The 23,490-nt window shown below is 58.5% G+C and carries 22 protein-coding genes; 12 read left to right on the forward strand and 10 right to left on the reverse strand.

All coding sequences use genetic code 11. The annotated features are described in order from the left end of the window. Positions 1–69 precede the first annotated feature (69 nt). The 6 genes from HMPREF2724_RS00420 to HMPREF2724_RS13025 form a co-directional block, all read right to left on the reverse strand. Positions 70–711 carry a pentapeptide repeat-containing protein gene (locus HMPREF2724_RS00420; protein ID WP_070456240.1) on the reverse strand — a complete coding sequence of 214 codons (642 nt, stop codon included), beginning with the start codon at positions 709–711 and terminating at the stop codon, positions 70–72. 174 nt (positions 712–885) lie between these two features. Further along, positions 886–1,353, reverse strand: a complete 468-nt coding sequence (locus tag HMPREF2724_RS00425) for a hypothetical protein (protein WP_061921672.1) — start codon at positions 1,351–1,353, stop codon at positions 886–888. Further along, the gene (locus HMPREF2724_RS00430; RefSeq protein ID WP_061921668.1) at positions 1,353–2,027 is read right to left on the reverse strand and encodes a hypothetical protein; all 675 of its coding nucleotides are present in this window, start codon (positions 2,025–2,027) and stop codon (positions 1,353–1,355) included. The genes HMPREF2724_RS00425 and HMPREF2724_RS00430 overlap by 1 nt, the downstream gene beginning before the upstream one ends. 158 nt (positions 2,028–2,185) lie before the next feature. Then, positions 2,186–3,382, reverse strand: a complete 1,197-nt coding sequence (locus HMPREF2724_RS00435; protein ID WP_082778583.1) for an MFS transporter — start codon at positions 3,380–3,382, stop codon at positions 2,186–2,188. 67 nt (positions 3,383–3,449) lie between these two features. After that, entirely contained in the window at positions 3,450–4,523 is a 1,074-nt protein-coding gene (locus HMPREF2724_RS00440) for a GTP-binding protein (protein WP_061921885.1), read from the reverse strand. A 43-nt stretch (positions 4,524–4,566) separates the two neighbouring features. After that, positions 4,567–5,157 carry a D-arabinono-1,4-lactone oxidase gene (locus HMPREF2724_RS13025; RefSeq protein ID WP_070586687.1) on the reverse strand — a complete coding sequence of 197 codons (591 nt, stop codon included), beginning with the start codon at positions 5,155–5,157 and terminating at the stop codon, positions 4,567–4,569. Positions 5,158–5,229: 72 nt separating this feature from the next. On the opposite strand from HMPREF2724_RS13025, the gene HMPREF2724_RS00450 reads away from it, so the two are divergent. After that, positions 5,230–6,777, forward strand: a complete 1,548-nt coding sequence (locus HMPREF2724_RS00450; protein WP_070586689.1) for a succinic semialdehyde dehydrogenase — start codon at positions 5,230–5,232, stop codon at positions 6,775–6,777. A gap of 33 nt (positions 6,778–6,810) precedes the next feature. Beyond that, complete coding sequence (locus tag HMPREF2724_RS00455; protein ID WP_070586691.1) at positions 6,811–7,803, forward strand: winged helix DNA-binding domain-containing protein; 993 nt, start codon at positions 6,811–6,813, stop codon at positions 7,801–7,803. Here the strand turns inward: HMPREF2724_RS00455 and HMPREF2724_RS00460 are convergent. Next, on the reverse strand, positions 7,800–8,708 hold the full coding sequence (locus tag HMPREF2724_RS00460; protein WP_070586692.1) for a cation diffusion facilitator family transporter: 909 nt from the start codon (positions 8,706–8,708) through the stop codon (positions 7,800–7,802). The two genes, HMPREF2724_RS00455 and HMPREF2724_RS00460, sit on opposite strands and share 4 nt — an antisense overlap. A gap of 280 nt (positions 8,709–8,988) precedes the next feature. Continuing rightward, positions 8,989–10,074 (reverse strand): redox-regulated ATPase YchF, encoded by a 1,086-nt coding sequence (ychF, locus tag HMPREF2724_RS00465; RefSeq protein ID WP_061921651.1) that lies wholly within the window; start codon positions 10,072–10,074, stop codon positions 8,989–8,991. A gap of 47 nt (positions 10,075–10,121) precedes the next feature. On the opposite strand from ychF, the gene HMPREF2724_RS00470 reads away from it, so the two are divergent. The 3 genes from HMPREF2724_RS00470 (at position 10,122) to HMPREF2724_RS00480 (ending at position 13,824) form a co-directional block, all read left to right on the forward strand. Further along, positions 10,122–11,651 carry an AI-2E family transporter gene (locus HMPREF2724_RS00470; protein ID WP_062041368.1) on the forward strand — a complete coding sequence of 510 codons (1,530 nt, stop codon included), beginning with the start codon at positions 10,122–10,124 and terminating at the stop codon, positions 11,649–11,651. Positions 11,652–11,697: 46 nt separating this feature from the next. Next, the gene (locus HMPREF2724_RS00475) at positions 11,698–12,771 is read left to right on the forward strand and encodes a DNA recombination protein RmuC (protein WP_061921645.1); all 1,074 of its coding nucleotides are present in this window, start codon (positions 11,698–11,700) and stop codon (positions 12,769–12,771) included. A 90-nt stretch (positions 12,772–12,861) separates the two neighbouring features. Further along, positions 12,862–13,824 (forward strand): DUF6542 domain-containing protein, encoded by a 963-nt coding sequence (locus HMPREF2724_RS00480; RefSeq protein ID WP_070456246.1) that lies wholly within the window; start codon positions 12,862–12,864, stop codon positions 13,822–13,824. A 104-nt stretch (positions 13,825–13,928) separates the two neighbouring features. On the opposite strand, the gene HMPREF2724_RS00485 is transcribed toward HMPREF2724_RS00480, so the two are convergent. Beyond that, positions 13,929–14,900 (reverse strand): 4-hydroxy-3-methylbut-2-enyl diphosphate reductase, encoded by a 972-nt coding sequence (locus HMPREF2724_RS00485; protein WP_070456248.1) that lies wholly within the window; start codon positions 14,898–14,900, stop codon positions 13,929–13,931. A gap of 223 nt (positions 14,901–15,123) precedes the next feature. Between HMPREF2724_RS00485 and xseA the strand changes: the two genes are divergently transcribed. The 3 genes from xseA to HMPREF2724_RS00500 all read left to right on the forward strand — a co-directional run bounded on the left by xseA (position 15,124) and on the right by HMPREF2724_RS00500 (position 17,102). Further along, positions 15,124–16,365: an exodeoxyribonuclease VII large subunit gene (gene xseA, locus HMPREF2724_RS00490; protein WP_070456250.1), complete on the forward strand. Its 1,242-nt coding sequence runs from the start codon at positions 15,124–15,126 to the stop codon at positions 16,363–16,365. Between the two features lie 78 nt (positions 16,366–16,443). Continuing rightward, positions 16,444–16,740 (forward strand): exodeoxyribonuclease VII small subunit, encoded by a 297-nt coding sequence (locus HMPREF2724_RS00495; protein WP_061921633.1) that lies wholly within the window; start codon positions 16,444–16,446, stop codon positions 16,738–16,740. Next, complete coding sequence (locus HMPREF2724_RS00500; protein ID WP_061921631.1) at positions 16,740–17,102, forward strand: hypothetical protein; 363 nt, start codon at positions 16,740–16,742, stop codon at positions 17,100–17,102. Before HMPREF2724_RS00495 ends, HMPREF2724_RS00500 begins: the two co-directional genes overlap by 1 nt. Here the strand turns inward: HMPREF2724_RS00500 and HMPREF2724_RS00505 are convergent. After that, complete coding sequence (locus tag HMPREF2724_RS00505; RefSeq protein ID WP_070456251.1) at positions 17,099–17,734, reverse strand: DUF4245 domain-containing protein; 636 nt, start codon at positions 17,732–17,734, stop codon at positions 17,099–17,101. The genes HMPREF2724_RS00500 and HMPREF2724_RS00505 overlap by 4 nt on opposite strands. A 222-nt stretch (positions 17,735–17,956) precedes the next feature. On the opposite strand from HMPREF2724_RS00505, the gene glpX reads away from it, so the two are divergent. The 4 genes from glpX to HMPREF2724_RS00525 all read left to right on the forward strand — a co-directional run bounded on the left by glpX (position 17,957) and on the right by HMPREF2724_RS00525 (position 23,047). Further along, entirely contained in the window at positions 17,957–18,970 is a 1,014-nt protein-coding gene (gene glpX, locus HMPREF2724_RS00510) for a class II fructose-bisphosphatase (protein WP_061921624.1), read from the forward strand. Positions 18,971–19,220: 250 nt separating this feature from the next. Then, positions 19,221–20,621: a class II fumarate hydratase gene (locus HMPREF2724_RS00515; RefSeq protein ID WP_070456253.1), complete on the forward strand. Its 1,401-nt coding sequence runs from the start codon at positions 19,221–19,223 to the stop codon at positions 20,619–20,621. A gap of 207 nt (positions 20,622–20,828) precedes the next feature. Beyond that, the gene (locus HMPREF2724_RS00520; protein ID WP_061921879.1) at positions 20,829–21,452 is read left to right on the forward strand and encodes a TetR family transcriptional regulator; all 624 of its coding nucleotides are present in this window, start codon (positions 20,829–20,831) and stop codon (positions 21,450–21,452) included. After that, on the forward strand, positions 21,446–23,047 hold the full coding sequence (locus tag HMPREF2724_RS00525; protein ID WP_070456255.1) for an MDR family MFS transporter: 1,602 nt from the start codon (positions 21,446–21,448) through the stop codon (positions 23,045–23,047). Before HMPREF2724_RS00520 ends, HMPREF2724_RS00525 begins: the two co-directional genes overlap by 7 nt. Positions 23,048–23,490: the final 443 nt, after the last annotated feature.

The following is a 23,490-nucleotide window of genomic DNA, read 5'->3' on the forward strand; positions in this document are numbered from 1 at the left end:
TTCGTTTTGCTTCGGTTACTCTCGATGCCGGTCGGACTCGGTCGGTGCCGGTCGGCGGTAGGCTGTGTGCTAGTCGACGATCGCCCCAAGAAAGGCCGCCATGGCAGGTGCCAGGTGGACGGCCTGTTCGTTAGTAAGTACCGCGCCTTTGAGGGAACCCACACCAGAGATAGCGTCGAAGTCGAGGCCGCGGAAGTCCACGTCTTTCATCCGCGCCGCATCCACCCGCAGGGTCCGAGCACGACAGCCCCGGAAGGCCACGCGTTGGGCCTGTACCTGGGACAAATCGACTTCGTCGAATACGCAGTCTTCAAAGAGGACATCCCGCAGTGTTCCACCAGAATGGTTAGTCCAGGCGAACTTGCACCCGCTGAACCTCACCGAAAAGAGGTCCGCTTCACCGAAGTCTGCAGCGCCAAAACGGGAATCAGCCACCTCGACGTCGCGAAGCACGGTGCACGCCATCCTCCATCCTGGCGCATCGAGGCCGGTCAGCTCGCACTCGGTGAAAGTAGATGAGGAAAGGTCGATTCCGTCGAGTGAGGAATCAGCAACCATGCACCCAGTCAGTGACATCCCTTGAAGGTTGCGCTCAAACTCGCCGGAGAACCACTCGTTTTCAAACACTCCCCTCGCGTCCAGTCCCAGGCCTTCCCGCACTTCCAGGTGCAATGAAGATAGTTGGGGCGCTTGGACGATCCGGCGAGTCACTGCTTACTTCCTTGTTGGTCGTGTTTTATTCATTTACGCGTTGCGTTCTATAGGTGCAAGCTTACGCAGCACCAACTCCGGCATCCACGAACGTGCCCCGATTGTGCGGGCAAGCATCCAGACAAGAACGAGAAGGGCTGCAACTGCCGCGAAGACAGCAGCGACGCTGCAGGCTCACAAAGTCGCGGGATCGACTGGAACGCTGATCGATTGTGCAGGAAGATAAGGGCGCAACAAGGCTAGGAGGCCAAAGTGGCGCTTGTTGAGCAGTGGATTGAACAGGCTCCGTGCGCTGATCTGAAGGTCCGGCTCAGCAGTCAGCAACGCTTGGTACACCGGCCACTGCTCCTCATCCGACGCTAAAGAGTGAACCAAATGAACCCAGACGGTTTCGCCAAAGCGATTGACAGCGTTGGGATCGGCGCCTGCAGCGATGAGCTTTTCGATGACTGGGGCGTCCTGCGCGCAGAGCTCTGGGTTGTCCGCCAGCTCCGGCAGCAGCTTGGTTGGCGGTGCCCAACCGAACTCAAGCATCGCCGTGAGAGCCTCAACTCTTTCGGCAGTGTCACGGACACGCGATGCATCAAAGAATACGGCTTCCGGGTCATGGCTCGCCCAGTCGATAGTGTCAACGAAAGTCATTACTGTGCCTCCTGGAGTTGAATCACGAGCCAATCGGGAATCCATTCCGCGGTGCGCGGGAAAGTCTCTATGTCGGCCGCCCACTGCTGCGGGCTAGGTTGTACCGACCACGCCGGGCGGTAAGCAAAGTTAGGTGTGAGGACAAAACCGTTAGGTCCTGGCTTACCGTGCAGCGAGAGCCACGCTCCACGGGGATCGTCTTTGCAATAGCGGGCATCCAAGAATTCGGCACGCTTGTCTGCTGGCAGTTCCCCGCTGACCTCGTAGATTTCGCCGCATGCACGCAGTACGAACTCTGGCAGGTCGGCGTCGATGGTGCCGTAGTAAGGCCCCTCTTGGCCGTTAACAGGCGCGGCAGGAGCAACGCTGTATTTTTCTTCGGCCCACTGACGCGCGGATTCGAGTTGAGTGCGGGCTTGGGGACGCAGCTCATCCACCTCTTGCGCGGAAAGGCTCTTGCCATCGATGATGATGCCATGTTCGGCAGGAGCGAAGTCGATGAGCTCTCTCATCGTCATCTGCAATTGTGCTCCCTCGAAAGGCGCGATGTCGAGGGTATGCGCCTCCAGATGCGGTAGCTTTTTGCGGCTGCGAATCTTGAGCCGGAGCGGACGCGGCTTTGCTAGCGCCACTCCGACCAGCGGGGCGAAATTGAAAGTATCGGGCTTTTCCATGGCAGTCTCCTGTCGCGTATAACTACAAAGTCGTTGACCATGTGCCGCCTAGTGTAAATAACTACTGTGACGTCCGCCTGAGGAGTTTCCGCACTGAAGTTTCACGCTGCACAAAGCGCTAAGAAATGGCTGTGTTGCACCAGCCGCAGACCGAAGAGCTAAGCAGTGGCAGCCGTAACGTGCACTGTTTCGCCGTATGCGCGCCGACCATGCACGAAGTAGTACAGCACCGTCGCCAAGGCCACGGTTGCGGCAAGCACCCAATACATAGCGGAGTAGCCCAGCGCAGAAATCAGCATGCCCAAGACCACGGGGCCAAAGCCTATTCCGATGTCGAGGAGTAAGAAGAGCGTCGAAATACCCGCGCCCATCTCGTGCGGAGCCACGAGGCGCACGGCCACCGCTTGCGCCGCCGGCATGATGGAGCCATAGCCCAAGCCAACCAAAGCACCCGCGATGACGACCTCCCAGTCAGCTACTGCGATAGCAAGCACCACGAGACCAATCATGAACGAAGCGAGCGCACCGTAGAAGATGACGTTATCGCCGTGGCGGTCTTGGACACGGCCCAAGACAAAGCGCATCGCGAGGCTGACAATCGCATAGGCAATGAAGAAGAAGCTGGCGCCCGTCGCCAGGTCGGACGCGTCAGCATAAGCGTTGAGGTACGTGATGATGCCTGCATAAGCAACGCCGATGAGAAGCATGAAGAAGCCAAAGGGTGCGACCGCCGGGTGGACGATGTTGGCCAGGCTAAAGGTCACGCTAGGGCGCTCCTGCGTGGGAGTCTTGAGTGCCAGTGCCAAAGCCACGGCACATACCGCGAGGCTGAGCACCACAACGAAGATGGTGTTGTAGCCACTCGCACCGACGATAGCCAGTCCTGCCGCCGGGCCAAAAGCGGTGGCAAGGGTAGTTCCCAAGGCAAAGTAGCCCGTGCCCTCAGCACGGCGATGGTCAGGAATGACGGACTGCGCCACGGCCATGACGGCAGTCGACGCCACCGCATACCCCAGGCCATGAATGATGCGCACGACGATAAGCAGCGCCAACGAGTGCGCAACAAAATACGCGGCACATGCCACGGTCACGAGAACCAACGAGACCAAGAGGGACTTTTTACGTCCTGCCGCATCTACCAGATATCCCGAGAACAGTCGCGCAATGGTCGCACCGACCACGAAGGAGCTGGAGGCAAAGCCGCCCGCTGTGTCTGATGCACCAAACTGTTGCACCGCATACAAAGCCATGATCGTCACCAACAGGTAAAAGACCATGAATTGGGCAAAATTAACCAGCCATGCAAAGACGAATGTTGGGGTGATGAGTTTCTGCTCAGCGGACGTAGGAAACACCTTCTTGACGCATATGGAGTTAAAACGAACCCTAAAACGGTATCAGACCCTTAATCGGCGCATGGCACTAGCTGGGCAGCAGAGCGGCTACCTCGGCGTCGGAAAGCACTGCGTCCTCGAAGTTGCGCAGCGTCTCCTCCGCATTGAACTCCACACCGATGAGCACGACCTCAGAGCCCGGCGTCACTCCGTTGGAGGCCCACAGTGAGGCCGGCTGGATCTGGAGGTTGGGGCCTGCCTGCTGCCAAGCGTGGGCAACGCGCAGATCCGTGTCGATCCAGCAATACCCCTTGGAGCGGACCAACCCGGTACTCACGCGCAGCGCCTTGAGCAGTCGCTCACGATTGAACGGCCTATCGGAGCGAAAGACGACGGAAGAAATCCCGTACTCCTCAGTCTCCGGTGTGTGTGGATTGGCCAGTTCCTCAGCATAGCCGTGATAGGTCGCGGCGGTAGCGGGGTTATAAAGGGCGGCATCGAGGATGAGCTCGGTGGCGATGACGCCGTTGGTCACCGGCACCACCTTGGCGCGGCGGTTCATAGCCTTGACGGTAGCGATGACCCGCTCGGTCTCCTCCGCGTCGACGAGATCGGTCTTGGTAATCAAGATAAGGTCGGCGAACTCAACCTGGTCCACTAAAAGGTCCGCGATGGTCCGGTCATCTTCCGGAGTCGCTTCGATTCCCTGTGAGACAAGGCTGCGGCCGCGACGTAGCTGGTCTAAGAAGGTCGAAGCGTCGACGAGGGAGACCATCGTGTCGATGTTCGCGTAGTCCTGCAGCTTGAATCCGTCTTCAAATTCCCACTCGAAAGTGGCGGCAACCGGCATCGGCTCGGAGATGCCGGTCGACTCAATGATGATCTGGTCATATCTGCCTGACCTTGCAAGGCGCGCAACCGAGTCGATGAGGTCCTCACGCAGGGTGCAACAGATGCAGCCGTTGGACAGCTCCACGAAACGATCTTCGCCGCGTTCGAGGTGGCCCTCCCCTGCAACGAGCGCCGCATCGATGTTGACCTCGGAGAAGTCGTTGACGATGACGGCTAGCTTGCGGCCTTGTCGGTTAGCCAGCAGGTGATTGAGCACGGTGGTTTTGCCGCTGCCCAGGAATCCAGAAAGAACAGTCACGGGTGTAGTCATTCCGCAAATGATAATCATTTTCATTTACGGAGACAACTACGCCCTAACCGAAGACCCTCCGCGTGTAATCAGAACCAAAGCGCCACTGCGGGTCCAGTTCCTCACGCAGGGCACAGAACTCGTCGAAGCGCGGATACAGCGCGGAGAAGTCTGCCCGCGTCAAGGTGTTCATCTTGCCCCAGTGTGGGCGGCCGCCGGCAGCCTTCAGAATGGGTTCCACCTTTGGCATGTATTCGTATGGGTTTTTGAAACGCGGGACGTGGAACGCGATGTACATCGACTCGCGGCCGTTGGCGGTAGACAGCGCGACGTCGTCAGATGCCGTGGTGCGTAGCTCCAGCGGGAAAGCAATCTGCCAGCCCTGTGCATCAATTAAACGTCGGATCTCTCGCACCGCTTCAGGTCCATCCGCCAGTGGTCGACTTCGCGGGAGTGCGGATGAGTGAGCGCCGCGGTCCGACTTTGACGCCACGCAGATGGGAAGCCCACCCGCACGCGTCACCATTTGTTCCGCGTTGAAGTCGAAAGCGGCAATGTCAATGACACCAAGAGGGGCAGCCGCCTCGCCGGCCCTGACGAGTGGCGCGATAGTTTCCCGGAGCTGCGGGCTCGGAATTTTTGAAAGCGTTGCCATAAAGTAATGCTACTCACACTCGCACCATGATTGCGATACATATCACAATCAATTTCTGGCACTATAGACTCCATGAAAACCTTCACTAGTGCTCATCTCCCGCCGCGCGTCTCTGATTTCCTGGCCACCAACCCGGTAGGCGACGTGCGTGGTTCCGGCGCTCAACACACAGCACTCATGCCGTTTACAGGCGAAGAGCTTTTCTCCTTCCCCACGGCCACGCCCAAGGACGTCGCCGCTGCCGTCACCACCGCACGGGCCGGGGTAGGCCAGGGCAATCGCGGGCGCATACTGCTCAAGCTCCACGACCTAATCCGGAAACATGAAGAGCTCATCCTCGACCTCATTCAGGCTGAGAACGGCAAGTCCCGCTCGCACGCCTACGACGAGGTGATGGATCTCTATAACTGCGCGCGCTTTTATGGCGTGAACATACGCAAGGCCTTTGGTCCGGAGCGACATCCCGGCGCGTTGCCGGTGCTCACCAAGACGCGCACCCAGCACTACCCACTGGGCGTCGTGGGGCTCATCTCCCCGTGGAACTATCCGCTTTCCTTGGGCGTGGGCGACGTTCTGGCGGCGCTTTCTGCTGGCAACTCTGTGGTTCACAAGCCTGATTCCCAGACCACGCTGACGGCAATCTTGGTCCGCCGGCTGGCGATTGAAGCCGGCCTACCAGAGGCTGCCTGGCAGCTAGTACCAGGCAACGGCGCGGAGGTGGGCGACGCCTTGATCCCCCTCGTCGACGGTCTTTCCTTTACCGGTTCCACCAAGGTGGGCAAGTCCATTGCCACCCAGGCGGCCGGACGTCTCATCCCCACAATGTTGGAGCTCGGAGGTAAGAATCCAATGCTGGTGCTTGACGACGCCCCCCTTGAGCCCACCGCTCGCGGCGCCGTGCGCACTGCCTTCTCGTCCTCGGGCCAACTGTGTATGTCCGCCGAACGTGCCTACGTGCACACGGACATTTATAAGGACTTCCTCGTTGCGCTTAAAAAGGCCCTCGATAAACAGACTCTGGGCGCAGCGTTCTCCGATGCCGCAACTATCGGCTCCCTGACTTCGCAAAAGCAGCTCGACTCCGTCCAAGCTCATGTGCGCGACGCTGTGGACAAGGGCGCAACGATTGTCTACGGCGGAAAGCATCGCCCGGAACTCGGTCCGTTTTTCTTTGAGCCCACGGTGCTCACTGGGGTAACGCAGGAAATGGAGCTCTTCGCTAACGAGACCTTCGGCCCAGTGTTGGCTGTGTACGAGGTCGATTCTGATGCTGCTGCCATCCACGCAGCAAATGACACGAACTACGGCCTATGCGCCTCAGTGTGGTCGGGCAGCCCCCGCCACGGCTGGGAGGTTGCTTCCCAGCTAGAAGCGGGCATGGTCAATATCAACGAGGGCTTTGCCGCAGCATATGGTTCTATTGCCGCCCCAGGTGGCGGCGTAAAGGAGTCCGGCCTCAATCACCGCCACGGTATTACCGGCATGCGCTTGTGGGCAAATAAGCGCACCGTAGCCGAGCAAAAGCTGCACCCGCTGGCGCCCTCGGAGCTACTGCCGCCGCAGCGCTTCCAGAAGCTCATCACCACGGGCATGGCGGCCATGAAGGCGCTGCGCTTGTAGCAGCATAAAGAAAGTCCGAATAAAGTTTAAGCAATGCTCCATCTAACGCTGCCTGAACTTCGCGCCCGCCGCCTCATCGCCCAAGGCCTGGCCCCTTCGGCGGCGCGCCCAGCCACCACTTCACCGCTGGCTGCGGCCGAACACCTCATGGCAGTCCAAGGGCAGAACTATGCCGCGGGCGTGCGCGCGCTGGCCCTGCGCAGCACCCAAGGATCCGCAGCGCCAGACGATGCCGCAGTGCTCAACGCCATCGATGAGTTCCAGGTCGTGCGCTGTTGGCCGCAGCGCGGCACGGTCCACTTCATGCCTGCTGCCGACGTGCGTTGGATGTCCCGCCTGCTCTATCCCCGTGTCGCGCGCAGCCAGCAAGCCCGACGCCCAGGGTTGGGCCTCGACGAAGACCTGTTTAACCGCGCACACGCCGCACTTCACGACGCCGCCCTAAAAAGCACGACGCCGACTCTGACCCGCGCCGAGGCCTACGAGATCTTCCGGTCAGTTGGCATCGCTCCGGATGGCGGCCGTGGATCGCACCTGCTGCGCGCATTCGGTGGCGCGGGCGACCTCGTCCAAGGACCGAAGCACGGCAAGCAAGAAACGTTCATGCACGTCGATGTCCTCCCCGTCGAGCAACGTCAACCGGAGGAGCCGCTCCGCGAGCTAGCACTGCGCTACGTCAGTGGACATGGTCCGGTGAGTGCCGCCGACCTAGCTTGGTGGACCATGCTCGCCAAAGGCCAAGCAGCCAAGGCCCTCGAAAACTCCGGATTGGTGCGGGCTGAGCACAAGGGCGAAACCTTCTGGCTCAGCCCATGGCAGCAGGACGTGACCGCAGAGGAAATCTCGGTCGCATTGGCGCTGCGGCTCGAGCTTCCCGCCTTCGACGAATACTTGTTGGGCTACGCCAACAAGGAGTGGATTCTGCCCGATGAACTACGCCCAGATATTCTCACCAAGAACGGGCTTAGCTGGCCGTGGGTGATGGAAAACGGTATGGCCGTGGCTAGCCTGCGTGAACCCGCTTAAGGCATGCGCAAGATGCGGCGATGCACCGTGCCGGCGGGCTCGACGTGGATGAACACTTCGGCGCCTGAGAAAAGCTCGTCGATGTTGTCCTCGATGCGATCCGCGATGTCGTGGGCCGCAAGAACTGTCCACTCGCCAGGCACGTCCATGGTGAGATAGACCAAGCGCTGGCGGCCCGATGCGATGGTACGACGGGACGTGAACAACACGTCGAATTCATCCTCAAGCTCAGCAAGTCGCGCATCAAGCTCAGCGTGCTCTTCCTTGGGCAAGGACTCGGAAAGCAGGCTGCTCAAGGATTCTTTGAGCAGCCTGTAACCGGTCCACAGGATGTTGATGCCCACTGCAAAAGCGACCATCGGATCGAGCCACAGCCAGTCCGTCAGGGCAACCAGCGCGATGCCCACGAGGACGCCAACAGAAGTCCACACGTCAGTCAGCAAGTGATGGCCGTCAGCTTGAAGCGTTGCCGAACGATATTTCTTGCCCGCTTTCAGCAACGCCAGACCGACAGCCAGATTAAGGACCGAAGCGAGCGTCGAAAGCGCCAGACCAATGCCTGGCTGTTCCAAAGGCTGGGGGTTGAGCAAGCGCAATGCAGAGGTATAAATGATGAGTGCTGCGGCGACGAAGATCATCGCGCCCTCTACCAACGCGGAAACATATTCGGCCTTGCCGTGGCCGAATTGGTGGTTCGCGTCAGCCGGCTTCGCAGCAATGCGAAGGGCGATGAAGCCCACTACTGCAGCAACGAGGTTGACTCCGGATTCCAAAGCGTCAGACAGGAAGCCGACGGAGCCAGTAAGCATGGCCGCAAGGACCTTTAAGACAATGGTGAGAACAGCCGTCGCGATGGACAGCTTCATGAAACGCTCAAGCAGGAGCTGCTCGGAAGGAAGTGCCATACAGATACCTTCGGTTAGTTTGGCGCCAACCGAGCATCCAACAACGGGGACAATCGGTCGACGTAGGAACTACGGACCGAAGGTCTCGCTCACTCACGAATTTCGCAAGCTGGGTGGCCGGGCGCAAAGGCACCAGTATGTCGACCATCCATCCGCCGCCATGGGAGGCCGCGGAGGAGCTACTCCCCTTCAGGAGGTTTTAGGTTAGCAAGCCGCCAAGTTGCCAACAACTCGGCGGCTCAAGCAATGCTGAGACTACAGCTTTAATCTCAGGCGAGCGCTAGCCGCCAATCTTGAAGTCGCAGACGTCGCCGTCCTGCATGATGTATTCCTTGCCTTCTTGACGGACCTTGCCCTCAGCACGGGCAGTGGCCATATCGCCGGCGGCATCCAGGTCATCGAAGGAGACGATCTCAGCCTTAATGAACTTCTTTTCAAAGTCGGTGTGGATGACGCCTGCTGCGGCAGGAGCTGCCGCGCCCTGTTTGATGGTCCAGGCACGCGCTTCCTTCGGGCCTGCGGTCAGGTAGGTCTGCAGGCCGAGGGTGGCAAAACCTGCTTTAGCCAGAGTTGCCAGGCCAGGCTCGGTCTGGCCGACGGACTCGAGCAGTTCCATTGCCTCTTCCTCGTCGAGCTCAAGCAGCTCGGTCTCAGTCTGTGCATCGAGGAAGACGCACTCTGCTGGGGCGACGAGCTCGGCGAGCTCGGCCTTCTTCGCGTCGTCGGTAAGCACTGCTTCGTCGGAGTTGAACACGTACAGGAACGGCTTCGCCGTCATCAAGTGAAGCTCACGAACCAGTGCGAGGTCGATCTCGCCATTCTTGGAAGCGGCGAAGAGCGTGCGGTCATCCTCCAGGATTTCCTGTGCCTTCTTGGTGGCCTCGACGGTCTCAGCCAGCTCCTTGTTCTTGCGCGCTTCCTTCTCCAGGCGCGGCAGGGCTTTTTCAATGGTCTGCAGATCCGCCAGGATGAGCTCGGTGTTAATCACGGAAATATCGTGGGCAGGATCGACCTTGCCATCGACGTGAATGACATTGTCATCGGCAAAGGCGCGCACGACCTGGCAGATAGCATCTGCCTCACGGATGTTGGCAAGGAAGGCGTTACCCATGCCTTCACCCTTGGATGCGCCTTCGACGATTCCGGCGATGTCCACGAAGGACACGGTCGCCGGCAGGATGCGCTCGGAGCTAAAGATCTCCGCCAAGCGGTTAAGGCGGTGATCCGGTAACTCAACGAGGCCGACGTTCGGCTCGATGGTGGCGAACGGGTAGTTCGCTGCCAGAATGTCAGAACGGGTCAGGGCATTAAACAGCGTGGACTTGCCAACGTTAGGCAGGCCGACGATTCCAAGTGTAAGACTCACAGGGGCAATCCTAACGCACCCAAGGTTTTTTAAGGCAAGATGGTGGGGTGAGTTCTCATTCGCCTTCCTCATCATCCACGCCGCCATCCGGTCACCACTCGGATCCGGACCACGCTGGGCTCGGCGATCGTTTTGACGAGTCTGTTGATGCCGCAGCGCTTGACGACGTCTCCCCTCACCCACCCGGAGACCAAGTCGACCGTTCCGTTGTAGTCGGCGAGGTAATTAAGTCTGCTTCCCTATGGGCACTGCGCCTGTTCGTCATTTGTCTTTTCCTTTATGCGCTCTTCCGCATCGCCGGCAACCTCTGGCGCGGCATCCTGCCTATCCTGTTGGCTCTCATCATCTGCACAGTTTTGGCTCCGATCACCCGGTGGCTACGCCGCCACCATGTGCCAAGTTCGCTAGCAGCGGCGTTGACGATCTTGGTTTCCTTCAGCGCACTGGGCGCGCTGTTTCTTTTCATCGCGCCGAATTTCGTTCGGCAATCCCAAACGCTTTATTTGCAAACAGCCAACGGCATTCAGGCACTGCGCCTATGGGTCCAGCAGCCGCCGCTGAATCTCAATGAGGATCAGATCGGCACCTACATCGATGAGATCGCCGCCTGGGCACAAAAGCAGGCCGGCACCATTGCAGGATCCGTGTTCAACGGTATTGGGCAGGCAACCAACATCATCGTGACCTTGATGGTGGTTTTGGTCTTGACCTTCTTCTTCCTGAAGGACGGTCACCGCTTCCTGCCATGGCTGCGCGAAGCCACGGGCCGGCGCACCGGTTGGCATTTGACGGAACTGCTCACCCGAGGCTGGAACACACTGGGCGGTTTCGTGCGTGCCCAGGCGCTCGTATCGCTAGTCGACGCCATCTTCATCGGCATTGGCCTGGCCATCATCGGGGTCCCGCTGGCACTAACGCTGGCCATCATCACCTTCGTTGCGGGCTTTATCCCCTTTGTTGGCGCTATCGTCGCCGGCGCGCTTTCGGTGACCATCGCCTTGGTCTCCCTGGGAATCACCAAAGCACTGTTGGTCTTGGCGCTCGTGCTTTTGGTCCAGCAGCTTGAGGGCAACGTGCTCTCCCCCTGGTTGCAATCTAAGGCGATGAACCTGCACCCCGTCGTTGTGCTGACTTCCGTCACTGTGGGCTCTGCTCTCTTTAACCTCGTGGGTGCGTTCTTGGCTGTGCCAGCGGCCGCGATGTTCGCTGTGGCGTATCGCTACTTCCAGGACATGATGATGCTGCAGTCTGGCGAGAAAACCGCAGAGGATATGCATTTTGCCACGGTGGCAGGCTTCCTCATTGGCCGCTATACCCAAGAGCAGGGCGATCATAAGCGGGAGGCCTGGTTGGCGATGCCGGACCACGCCGCCCCGGAGGCCGTCCCTGCCGATGTTGCTAATCACGGCAATAGTCCGCACCTCGACGCCGCGGTCGATATGGATGCCCGCCCTACTGGTAAGGGCGAGGGAGAAGCACCTGCTTCCCGCGGCACGCAGATGCGCGTTGTTCGAGGTGGCGTGCAAAAGGCTATGTCGCGCGTCGAACATCTGTTGCATCCACGCCGCGAAGATTAGGCCAAGACAAACGGCAACGTCCGGAGCACGCGCTTAGGTGGTGGCTATGTCTACCACCTTGCCCGTGCTTTTGTTATTTCTAGGTCTTTTCATCGGCGCCATTTTGGGCTGGCTGCTGCGCGAATACCGCAGTAATTCCGCGCGCCCCAGCGATGAGCATCGCGCGCTACAGGAATCGCAACGCCGGCAAGCGGAGCTTGCGCCTTTAGAGAAAGCTATGGACCGCTTGGGATTCAAACTGCAGGAATTAGAGGAAGACCGCGCCACTGCCCTAGCAGCATTATCGAGCCAAGTCCAGGCTGTTACCCGGACTTCATCCAGGCTGACAGATCGCACTGACAAGCTCGTGGGCGCTCTGCGTTCCCCAAACGTCCGCGGCCGCTGGGGCGAGATGCAACTAGAACGCGTCGTGGAAATCGGCGGCATGACCAAACACGTGGATTTCGATTCCCAGGTAACAGCAACACTCAACGGAAAATCCGTACGCCCCGACCTCGTAGTGCATCTAGCGGGTGGGCGCAACATCGCTGTCGATGCCAAAGTGCCGTTTTCTTCTTATTTGGACGCAATGGACACCGAAGATCCAGAGGAGCACGCAGGTTACCTCCGCCGGCACGCACACCTGTTACGCAACCATGTTCAAGCGCTCTCCCATCGCGATTACATTGAGGCCTTCTCTCCCACTCCTGAGTTCGTAGTGCTCTTCGTCCCGGCGGATCCGTTCCTAGACGCCGCATTGAGCATCGATCCTGAGCTGCTCGAGTTCGCCTTCGGGCGCAACATCGTCATCGCCACGCCAAGCACACTTTTTGCGCTCCTGCGCACTGTGGCGCTGGGATGGCGGCACGAAGACATTTCAGAGAAGGCACGCGAGGTGCAACGTCTTGGCCGCGAGCTCTATGCGCGGCTAGGCACTCTCAACGAGCACTATGAGAAAGTCGGTCGCAGCCTTGAAAAAGCAGTCGAAGCATTCAACTCCAGTCTCGGCTCCTTGGATTTACGAGTGGGGGTTACTGCACGCAGGCTCTACGAGCTGGAGATCCCAGCACGCACCGATAAAAAACCGGTCTCCCCGCACCCCATCGAGGCAGAACCGCGGCACCTACGCTTTGGGGAATAGCTGCATTTACCTCCTTCACGGAAATAAATTTCGCCACATTCGGGCGAAGAAATACCGATAAGCCCAGCCAACGCTGTAGAATCTTCCGGCGTGTCACTTGCCAAAAATCGAAACCACCGAGCCGCGCGTGAAACCTCCGCCGCTGCGCATGAGCTGCCGCTAGCCAAGGGTCTCCTTGGCCTAGTAGCCACGTTCGTCGTAGCCGCACTGATCACGATTGCCGTGGGTTCGATTGGTTGGCTATTCTTCATCATCTCCGCGGCCGGTGCGCTGGCAGTCACCTGCTTCGCCCGCCTGCGCAGCTTGTACCTCCTAGTTGTCAGCATTCCAGTTCTGTTTACGGTCGCGATTGTGTTGACCTCCTGGGTGCTGTCCATTCAAGCCGCGCCAAAAGGCACATCGCCGTTCTCGAACACGTCACTGCTTTCCGCAGCGTTCCCTTTTATCCAGCGTTTCCCCTGGTTGCTCATCGTATTTTTGTTGTGCGCCGCTCTTGCCGTAGTCCGTCTATGGCGACACAAGAACTTGGCTCGAACCCGCGACGCCAAGGCACAGGTTGCCCGTCGCGCGGAGCAAAAAACCAATGAGCGCACTACCAACGAGCGTCTTTCCGTTGCCGAGCTTATAGCTCGTAACCGCCGTGATGCAGAAGGCTCAGGTGAAGCACTTCCCCAGAGTTCGCCGCGCCGCCGTACCCGTGCCCGCGAGTTGGACCGTGAGGTTCGTCGCCGCCGCCAGGCTGAAGAACGCGAGCAGCAAGCCCGAGAGCGCGTGGAAAAGAGCCGCTCAAGCAGTGAGGAGCTCAAGCGCGCACACGACGAGCGCGTGGCTCAAGCACGCTCCTACCGCGAGGCACGTGAGGCCCGCGAGCGGGGTACCACAGCTAGCTCCGCGGAGTACGACGATTCCGACTTCGCACCGCGCCGCCCCGACCCCGCACGCCGTGCTGGCGATGCAGGTGAATCCCGCGAAACCGAAACCACCAAGCCTAAGGCGTCCAAGGCAAAGCCAAAGTCCTCGTTCTTGGAAGACAATCTCTACGACGAAGACTAGTTCACCGCGCAAACCAGCTCGAATATTAGCTATCAATAAAACACCCAGGGCAGCCATTTACTGCTCTGAGTGCTTTTCTTTTGCTGTGGCTTAGGAGGGCACCCTTAAGCCTTTGGGGCCTGCGACGTGCGCGCCGGACGCAGCTCTCGTGGCAGGGAGAACTGGATAGTCTCGGTGGAAGTGGTAACTTGCTCAACGTTGCTGTAACCACGCTCGTCGAGGAATTCGAGCACCTCGCGCACGAGCAGCTCAGGTACAGAAGCGCCACAGGTAACGCCGACGGTCTCGACGCCTTCGAGCCACGCCTCATCGATCTCACGGGCGAAGTCGATGAGGTGGGAAGCCTTGGCCCCTGCCTCTAGCGCCACCTCAACTAGGCGCACGGAGTTCGAGGAATTCTTCGAGCCCACCACAATCATCAAATCGCATTTCGGAGCAATATTCTTCACCGACTCCTGGCGGTTCTGGGTGGCGTAGCAGATGTCGTCTGAAGGCGGATTCTCGAGGTGCGGGAAGCGCTCGCGCAGCTTATTCACAATAGTGATGGTCTCATCCACCGAGAGGGTGGTCTGGGATAGCCAGATGAGCTTTTCATCTTGCAGGGACTCAGGCAGCTTGTCGACGCCCTCGATGCCATCCACCAAGTGCGTGACCTCAGGAGCCTCGCCGGCGGTGCCTTCGACCTCTTCGTGACCTTCGTGGCCCACCAACAAGATGTGGTAGCCATCTCGCTGGAAACGGCGCGCCTCGTTATGCACCTTGGTCACCAGCGGGCAAGTTGCATCAAGGGTCAGCTGCTTGCGGCCTTCAGCCTCCTCACGCACCGCCGGGGCGATACCGTGTGCGGAGAAGACAAGGTGCGCGCCCTCGGGCGCTTCGGATGCTTCCTCGACGAAGATGACGCCGCGCTCAGCTAGCGATTCCACGACGTAGCGGTTGTGGACAATCTGCTTGCGCACATAAATCGGTGCGCCGTACTTTTCAAGTGCCTTCTCCACGGTCTCAACTGCGCGATCGACACCGGCACAATAACCGCGCGGTGCTGCCAGGAGAACATTCTTGCCAGTCTCAGTCATGCGTTCCAGCGTATCTAAAACTGCTTTGAAACAGTAGATTGGGTCGCTTTGCAAAGGCAATAGGTGGCCTATTTCTGACGTGGACAGCAATGTGACTTCGCTCGAACTTTCTCTGGCCCGCTGACCTTTAAATTTGCCCAAGCTGGCTGCCTCCGAAGACCACATGTCCGGGCTGGACAATAGACTTAAGTGGCAATCCACTGCTGCATAGAAAGGCTGCTTTGTGAATCAACCAGCAAACTCTGCGGAGACGCCCTGGCCCGTAGGCCGGGTCAATGACCAGGTCAAGGGTTGGATCGAGCGTCTCGGGTTCTTGTGGGTCGAAGGCCAATTAACCCAGATCAACGTCAAGCGCTCATGGAGACTTTCCTACCTCACTTTGCGCGACGTCGAGCAGGAAAAGTCCGTGCAGCTAACGTGCCCTACTGACATGGTCTTGAAAATGCCCACGCCTTTAAAAGACGGCGATCGCGTGGTGGTCTACGGCAAGCCCGCCTTTTATGCCGGCCGCGGTTCCTTTTCATTGTGGACCACTGAGATTCGCCACGTCGGCGTCGGTGATTTGCTAGCACGCATTGAGATGCTGCGCCAACAGCTTGCTGCTGAAGGGCTCTTCGATCCTTCGCGCAAGTTGGCGCTGCCCTACCTACCCAACAAGGTAGGGCTTATCACCGGCCGCGGCTCTGCTGCTGAACGTGACGTGCTAGCCGTGGCAAAGGACCGTTGGCCGGCGGTGCAATTCCGCGTCATTAATACCGCGGTGCAGGGAGCGAACACCGTTCCAGAGGTTATCAACGCGTTGGAAACCCTCGATGAGGATCCAGAAGTAGACGTCATCATTATCGCCCGTGGCGGCGGTTCTGTCGAAGACCTTCTTCCTTTCTCCGAAGAGGCTCTACAGCGCGCAGTTGCCAGCGCACGCACTCCGGTGGTCTCTGCTATTGGCCATGAGCCAGACAATCCAGTGCTCGACAATATTGCAGACCTCCGCGCCGCCACTCCTACTGACGCCGCAAAACGAGTAGTGCCATCAGTTGCTGAGGAATACGCATTGGTGGATGAAGCGCGTTCCCGCATGGCAGCTGCACTGCGTGGTTGGGTCGAAAGGGAAAGGCGCGGGCTGGAAAATATTCGTTCACGCCCCGTGCTTGCTGATCCAATGACGCCGATCAACGCACGCCGTGATGAGCTTGAGCGCTCCCGCGCGTTGATGAAGCGCGAGGTCACCTACTTGCTCGAGCGAGAAAGGAACAAGGTCACTGCCCTGCGCGCACAGGTCTCGGCTCTCGGCCCGTCGGCCACCTTGGAACGCGGCTATGCCATCGTCCAAGTCGTGCCGCGTGATGGCTCGGGCCCAGAGGTTGTGACTTCCTACGAGCAATCACCACCCGGCTCGCAGTTGCGTATCCGCGTCGGTGATGGCTCGATTACCGCAGCGGCAATGGCGGCCAAACCAGCCGACTAACAAACTTCAGTAATCATTCAGCGCTAAAGCACTGAAAAATATAGACCCGAAGCCAAAGACTTAACTAAAGGAGCAGACATGAACGAGACAATCGGTACCGGTACTCCCGGCCAAGACGCATTCCCGCCAGTAGAGGAACTTACCTACGAGCAGGCTCGCGATGAGCTCATTGAAACCGTCAAGATTCTTGAGCTCGGCCAGATGGGCCTCGACGAGTCGCTGAAGTACTGGGAGCGCGGTGAAGCGCTGGCAAAGGCCTGTGAGGCCCACCTTGACGGCGCTGCGCGTCGTGTCGAGAAGGCACTAGATAGTGCCGATAACTCCGAAGATGCCACAGACGCAGAAAACGCATCATCCAACGAAGGAGAGTACTAATGCAGATTTACGGCTACCCAGGTGAGCGCGTGGACTTCGTATCAAAGTCCGGCTCTGCCGGTTCCCTGCTCTTTGGCGATCCACGCCATCTTGCAGAGGAGTTTTTCGGCACGCCGCATACGGCAAGCACTGATGAGATCTCCTATTACTCTGGCTCCATCGTGCTGTGCTTTAAAGAAGGCCGGCTCCGCGAGGTAAAAATCTACCCGCAGAACTCCAAGCGCGAACGAGTCGACGTCTACGTTGCTAAGCAGCGCCTGAGCGGCCTAGACGAAGAAACCCTCGCCCAAACGGTAGAAACCGCGGGCGAGGGTGTCCAGGTCGAGTTTGCAGACGGCCTTTACTCAGCCACCTTCAGCTAAGGCTGCTGCGAGGTCGGTGCTGAAGCACCGTCCTCCTGCGCACCAGCCTCGGCTGCCCCGTCGTCATTCACGTGCAGAACCGGCGCCTTGGCGAATGCCTCGATGGTGGTCTCGTAATCCGCTTCAGAGGCGGAGCCGGACAATACCAAGCGGGAGTCGCCTAAATCTGTGATCCATAGTGGCCGAACATTAGCGTCGTCGCTTTCTAGGATCTTGACCTTCTTGCCGGCCACCTCACGCTCGGATTCGTTGGCACGGTAGTTGGAGTCATAGCCTTTCTCCGCCTCTTCAATAGAGACTTGGGTCTGCGTAGACTCCACATAGCCTTCATCAGCAGTCAGCCAGCTCACCACGGAGGCGTTCTCCCCCGCCACAGCGGAGCGACGCGCGGCAGTAGGCGCCCAGCCTTCGGGCATCTGTGGGTTACGGATTACTGCCCCCGTAGCGCGTGCTTCCATCTCTAGGAACGTCGTGGCATCGACATCCTGGACAGGCCCCTTCTTTGTCTCCGGGTTCACGCTACACAAGCCGGTAGCTCCCACAACAAGGAGCATGGCGATGACGGTCACGCCGAGAGACAAAATAATGTCCCGGGCGCCCTCAAAAATCTTGGGTTTCTCTTCTGCTGCCACGCGTCCAGTATTCCACGTACCCAAGCGCACAACGAAAAGCCGGGGCGAACTCAAATTCTTATGCTGCGAATTTTCTACTTCACTGCCCCCGGGATCGGGCAAAGCCCTCAATCGGGGGCACCAACCTGTCTAAAAATCCATTCAAAAGTGCAAGAATAGGAAACAGTGCCCTGGAAGGTTCCAGCGGCGAGACAGAAAAAGAATGGAAGGCAGCCTAAACACATGTCCGAAAACACTTCTTACATGCCAGATCGCAACCTCGCTATGGAGCTGGTTCGCGTCACTGAGGCCGCAGCTTTGGCCTCCGGCCGCTGGGTAGGCCGTGGCAAGAAGAATGAGGGCGACGGCGCAGCTGTGGATGCAATGCGCAAGCTCATCAACTCCGTCGCAATGAACGGCGTTGTGGTCATCGGCGAGGGCGAAAAGGACGAAGCCCCGATGCTGTTCAACGGCGAAGAAGTGGGCACCGGCGAGGGCGCTGCAATGGACATCGCAGTTGACCCGGTCGACGGCACCCGCCTGATGGCAGAGGGCCGTCCGAACGCTATTTCCGTCATCGCTGCCGCAGAGCGTGGCACCATGTATGACCCGTCCGCCGTCTTCTACATGAACAAGATTGCTGTCGGCCCAGCTGGCGTCGGCGCAATCGACATCAACCAGTCCGTTGAGTGGAACATCAACTCCGTCGCTAAGAAGCTCGGCATCAAGGCTGCCGACCTCACCGTCGTTGTACTGGACCGCCCGCGCCACCAGGACCTTATCGATCAGATCCGCGCTGCCGGCGCAAAGGTTCGCCTCATCATGGACGGCGACGTCGCAGGCGCAATCGCTACCTGCCAAGATTCCAACTCCATCGACATGATGATGGGCATCGGCGGCACCCCTGAGGGCATCATCACCGCTTGCGCCATGAAGTGCATGGGCGGCGAAATCCAGGGCAAGCTATGGCCGAAGGACGAGGAAGAAGCCGAAAAAGCTCGCCAGGCTGGCCACGACTTGGACCGCGTTCTGGGCACCGACGATCTGGTTTCCTCCGATAACTGCTACTTCGCTGCTACCGGCGTTACCAACGGTGACATGCTGCGCGGTGTTTCCTACCGTGCAAACGGCGCCACTACCCGTTCCCTGGTTATGCGCTCCAAGTCCGGCACCATCCGCTACATCGATTCCGTACACAAGCTGGCCAAGCTGCAGGAGTACTCCGTTATTGATTACTCCAACGCAGCGGATGCCTAAAGGTTTTTAAAGACCCGCTTTTGCATTTGGTGCACGCCCTTTTCAGCATGGACGTGCACCTTGCACATTCGCACGCCATTTAGTCCATACTGGTTTTAGTGAGGCGTGACTTCCAGCACCATTATGGTGCCGGTTGATACAAATCTTATTATTGCGTTTACTGCCGGAAGGGACACGTTATTCCGACTCCCTCCCGACACAATCGCTAAATGAACATCTTTATTCAACACATAATTTTGAGGTGGATTTCATGACTGAGTACCGCATTGAACACGACACCATGGGTGAAGTGAAGGTTCCTGTTGATGCTCTGTGGCGCGCACAGACCCAGCGTGCTGTAGAAAACTTCCCGATTTCCGGCCGCGGGCTTGAGGCCGCTCAGATTCGCGCTTTGGGCCTGCTGAAGGCAGCTTGCGCACAGGTCAACAAGGATTCCGGCACGCTCGATGCGGACAAGGCTGACGCAATCATCGCTGCAGCGAAGGAAATCGCTGAGGGCAAGCACGACGATGCTTTCCCAATCGACGTCTTCCAGACCGGCTCTGGCACCTCCTCCAACATGAACACCAACGAGGTCATCGCCTCGATCGCCCACAACAACGGCGTAGAGATTCACCCCAATGACCACGTGAACATGGGTCAGTCCTCCAACGACACCTTCCCTACCGCAACCCACGTTGCGGCCACCGAGGCAGCTGTCAACGACCTCATCCCAGGCCTGAAGGTGCTGCACGAGTCCCTGAGCGCCAAGGCCAAGGAATTCGCGGACGTCGTTAAGTCCGGCCGCACCCACCTGATGGACGCAACCCCGATCACCCTGGGCCAAGAGTTCGGTGGCTACGCACGCCAGATCGAGCTCGGTATCGAGCGCATCGAGGCCACCCTGCCACGCCTGGGCGAGCTGGCTATCGGCGGCACCGCAACCGGCACCGGCCTGAACACCTCCGCTGACTTCGGTGCAAAGGTCACCGAAGAGCTCAAGAAGCTCACCGGCGTTGAGCAGCTCAAGGAAGCAGAGAACCACTTCGAGGCTCAGGCGGCGCGCGACGGACTCGTTGAGTTCTCCGGAGCAATGCGCACCGTTGCGGTATCCCTGAACAAGATTGCCAATGATATCCGCATGATGGGCTCCGGCCCACTGACCGGCCTGGCAGAAATCCACCTGAAGGATCTGCAGCCAGGTTCCTCCATCATGCCGGGCAAGGTTAACCCGGTTCTGTGCGAGGCAGCCACCATGGTTTCCGCACAGGTCATCGGCAACGACGCTGCCGTTGCATTCGGCGGCGCCAACGGCCACTTCGAGCTGAACGTGTTCATCCCGGTCATGGCACGCAACGTCCTTGAGTCCGCTCGCCTGCTGGCTAACGTCTCCCGCATCTTCGCTGAGAAGTGCGTCGACGGCATCGAGGCTAACGAGGAGCGCATGAAGAAGTTTGCTGAGTCCTCTACCTCCATCGTTACCCCGCTGAATTCCAAGATCGGCTACGAGAATGCAGCAAAGGCTGCTAAGCACGCACTGCACGAGAAGATCACCGTCCGCGAGGCCGTCATTGACCTGGGCTTCGTCGACGGCGAGAACCTCACCGAGGAAGAGCTGGATGAGCGCCTCAACGTCTTGTCCATGACCAACCGCGAGCGTGATAGCTTCTAAGCTTTCTACCTAGCGGTACTTTCAAGCAGCACTTTTCAGCCTCCCACTGCCTTGCCGCTCGGGCACCCACCCGAGTGCATGACAGCGGGAGGCTTTTCGCTACCCCAAAAGCATTTGTGACCAAGCGCACTGAAGGTACCTCAGGGACTCAAAAATCACGAAGTTTGCACTTGGTGCAAACTTGCACCGGGTGTAATGTTGCACAGCGTGCAAGAAGAAATGTCACTACGCGAGCAGAAGCGACTCAAGACGCGACTGCGTATCGAAGACGCCGCCACTTCCCTAGTGGACAAGCGAGGCTTCGCCGCAGTCACCATTGAGGAGATCTGCGAAAAAGCCGGGATTTCAAGGCGCACATTCTTTAACTACTTCGATTCCAAAGACTCCGCAGTCTTAGGCGCCCCTAGCGCACTATTTTCCCAAGACCAACGAGCATATTTCCTTGACACTCCAACTGAAAACCTCCTGCGTTTGACCGTGGAACTCGTCATTTCCCATTTGGACGGGCACCACGCCGACAAAACAATTGCAGCAAGGCGGCGCCGCATAGCAAGCGACCCAGATGCTGCCGCGGCGTCGTTTAGCCGCAAACGCGCAAAGTCAACCGAGATTGCAGAACTCATTACGCTTCGCCTCAAGCAAGAACCGCAGCTCCAGCTCATGCCAGAAGTTGCGCCAGAGACAGAAGCATTACTCATCGGAGCCACCGTTAGAGAAGCGCTTTGGATTGCCACCGCTTCCCCCGAAATCAGCTGCGAACAACCATTTGAGCAAAAGTTCAATGATGCACTCGCACTCGTTATCACTTTCACGAAAGGACTAAAATGGTAGATACCGCCAAGTCGCCGACGAACAACGTCGGCGAGGCGCAGCCAGCGCAAGCTGGCGGAAACGAAAAGAAAGAAAACAACGTAGCTCTCGTTTTCTCCGCCCTCGTTCTCACCATGTTGATGAGCTCCTTGGGCCAAATGATTTTCTCTTCGGCCCTGCCTACTATCGTGGGCGAGCTCGGCGGCGTCGACCACATGAGCTGGGTTATCTCCGCTTTCTTGGTCACCATGACCATCGCTATGCCAATCTCTGGCAAGCTGGGCGACATGATGGGCCGCAAGTGGCTCTACATCGGCGGCATCGCAGTCTTCGTCGTCGGCTCTGCCATCGGTGGCTTCGCAAATGACATGAACTGGCTCATTTTGGGCCGCGCTGTCCAGGGCTTCGGCGCTGGCTTCATGATGATTTCCTCCCAGTCCATCATCGCGGAGGTCACCACTGCTCGTGAGCGCGGCAAGTTCATGGGCATCATGGGCGGCGTCTTCGGCCTTTCTTCCGTTCTCGGCCCAGTCCTCGGCGGCTGGTTCACCGACGGCCCGGGCTGGCGCTGGGGTCTGTGGATTAATATTCCACTTGGTATGCTCGCCATTACCGTGTGCACCATCGTGCTGCACCTGCGCGTTGGCGATACTGACCTGCGTAAGTTCGACGCTCTTGGCGCTACTTTCATCGCTATCACCACCGCTTCCCTCATCCTCATGACTACTTGGGGCGGCACGCAGTACGAGTGGTCTGACCCAATCATCATTGGCTTGGGCATCACCGTTGTCGTCGGCGCTATTATCACCGTGATCGTCGAGGCAAAGGCCAAGGAGCCGCTGATTCCGGTTCACCTCTTTAAGAACCGCAACATGGTTCTGACCACCGCAGCCGGTACTGTCCTCGGTCTGGCAATGTTCGGTGTGCTTGGCTACATGCCAACCTACCTGCAGATGGTTCATACCTTGACCCCAACCAAGGCGGGCCTCATGATGATTCCGATGATGGTAGGCCTCATCGGCACCTCGACTGCTGTTGGCTTCATCATCGCCCGCACGGGCCATTACAAGATTTACCCAATCATCGGCCTTATCATCACCGCCGGTGCTTTGTTCTGGATGTCCAAGCTGACCGTGGATACAACCCTAGTTCAGCTCGGTGCTGAGTTCTTCGTCTTCGGCGTGGGCCTGGGTTTTGTGCAGCAGGTTCTGGTTCTCATCGTGCAAAACTCCTTCCCTATCGCGCTGGTCGGTACCGCAACGGCTGCCAACAACTTCTTCCGCCAGATTGGTTCCGCAGTGGGCGCTTCCCTCGTTGGATCCCTGTTCATCCACAACATGAAGGATGAGATGGCAGCCAACATGCCAGCTGCAATCAAGGCCATGGGCCCTGAGGGCGCGCAGTACGCTGAGCAGTTCGCTTCCGCAACGGGCGGTTCTTCCCGCCTGACCCCGAACATGGTTGCGCACCTTCCGGATGCAATTCAGTCCGTCATCCTCAACGCCTACAACGATGGCCTCACCCCAGTCATCCTGCTGATGGTTCCTATGGCCACCGTTGCCCTTCTTTTGGTTCTTCCCGTCACGGAAGAGCACCTTAAGGAAGAGATCTCTTAAATATCACTCACCAGACAAAGAATCGAAGGCTACTAGCGAGGAGCGCTGTGAGCTCCAGTCCCGCATTGCGCTAGACGACGCCACCATAGAGAACAACCTTGTCTATCCCCCCGGGCTTGCTCAAGGAAGTCTTGGCTCTAAATGTTAACTCGGTCGACGTGTGGCGCACTCGCGACTATCTGGTCGCACTCGCTGAGAAAGAAGGAATTGAAATTCCAGCTTTTATCCGCCTTTTGCTCTATCTCTCAGGGTTCCATCATCAATGATACCGGCGGCAATTGTCAGCATAGAAAATTCCCGGTCTGAAATAGGAAGCGATTTCAGACCGGGAGTTCTCTTATATCTTCAGCAATTGCGCCAACCTCAACGCCGCGACATTGACGAGGTCATGAGGACAATAATGCGCGGTACATTCCCCGCCGCCGAGTTTTTCTAGCTCTATT

It is taken from the genome of Corynebacterium sp. HMSC071F07, assembly GCF_001810285.1.
GTDB lineage: Bacteria > Actinomycetota > Actinomycetes > Mycobacteriales > Mycobacteriaceae > Corynebacterium > Corynebacterium simulans.

What these genes read in the sequence shown, in the direction of transcription:
- HMPREF2724_RS00425 (WP_061921672.1), bottom strand. Translation starts at nt 1,353, where the DNA reads ATGACTTTCGTTGACACTATCGACTGGGCGAGCCATGACCCGGAAGCC.
- HMPREF2724_RS00525 (WP_070456255.1), top strand. Translation starts at nt 21,446, where the DNA reads ATGGTAGATACCGCCAAGTCGCCGACGAACAACGTCGGCGAGGCGCAG.
- HMPREF2724_RS00500 (WP_061921631.1), top strand. Translation starts at nt 16,740, where the DNA reads ATGCAGATTTACGGCTACCCAGGTGAGCGCGTGGACTTCGTATCAAAG.
- HMPREF2724_RS00440 (WP_061921885.1), bottom strand. Translation starts at nt 4,523, where the DNA reads ATGACTACACCCGTGACTGTTCTTTCTGGATTCCTGGGCAGCGGCAAA.
- HMPREF2724_RS00460 (WP_070586692.1), bottom strand. Translation starts at nt 8,708, where the DNA reads ATGGCACTTCCTTCCGAGCAGCTCCTGCTTGAGCGTTTCATGAAGCTG.
- HMPREF2724_RS00495 (WP_061921633.1), top strand. Translation starts at nt 16,444, where the DNA reads ATGAACGAGACAATCGGTACCGGTACTCCCGGCCAAGACGCATTCCCG.
- HMPREF2724_RS13025 (WP_070586687.1), bottom strand. Translation starts at nt 5,157, where the DNA reads ATGGCAACGCTTTCAAAAATTCCGAGCCCGCAGCTCCGGGAAACTATC.
- HMPREF2724_RS00515 (WP_070456253.1), top strand. Translation starts at nt 19,221, where the DNA reads ATGACTGAGTACCGCATTGAACACGACACCATGGGTGAAGTGAAGGTT.
- glpX (WP_061921624.1), top strand. Translation starts at nt 17,957, where the DNA reads ATGTCCGAAAACACTTCTTACATGCCAGATCGCAACCTCGCTATGGAG.
- HMPREF2724_RS00455 (WP_070586691.1), top strand. Translation starts at nt 6,811, where the DNA reads ATGCTCCATCTAACGCTGCCTGAACTTCGCGCCCGCCGCCTCATCGCC.
- HMPREF2724_RS00450 (WP_070586689.1), top strand. Translation starts at nt 5,230, where the DNA reads ATGAAAACCTTCACTAGTGCTCATCTCCCGCCGCGCGTCTCTGATTTC.
- HMPREF2724_RS00485 (WP_070456248.1), bottom strand. Translation starts at nt 14,900, where the DNA reads ATGACTGAGACTGGCAAGAATGTTCTCCTGGCAGCACCGCGCGGTTAT.
- HMPREF2724_RS00430 (WP_061921668.1), bottom strand. Translation starts at nt 2,027, where the DNA reads ATGGAAAAGCCCGATACTTTCAATTTCGCCCCGCTGGTCGGAGTGGCG.
- HMPREF2724_RS00475 (WP_061921645.1), top strand. Translation starts at nt 11,698, where the DNA reads ATGTCTACCACCTTGCCCGTGCTTTTGTTATTTCTAGGTCTTTTCATC.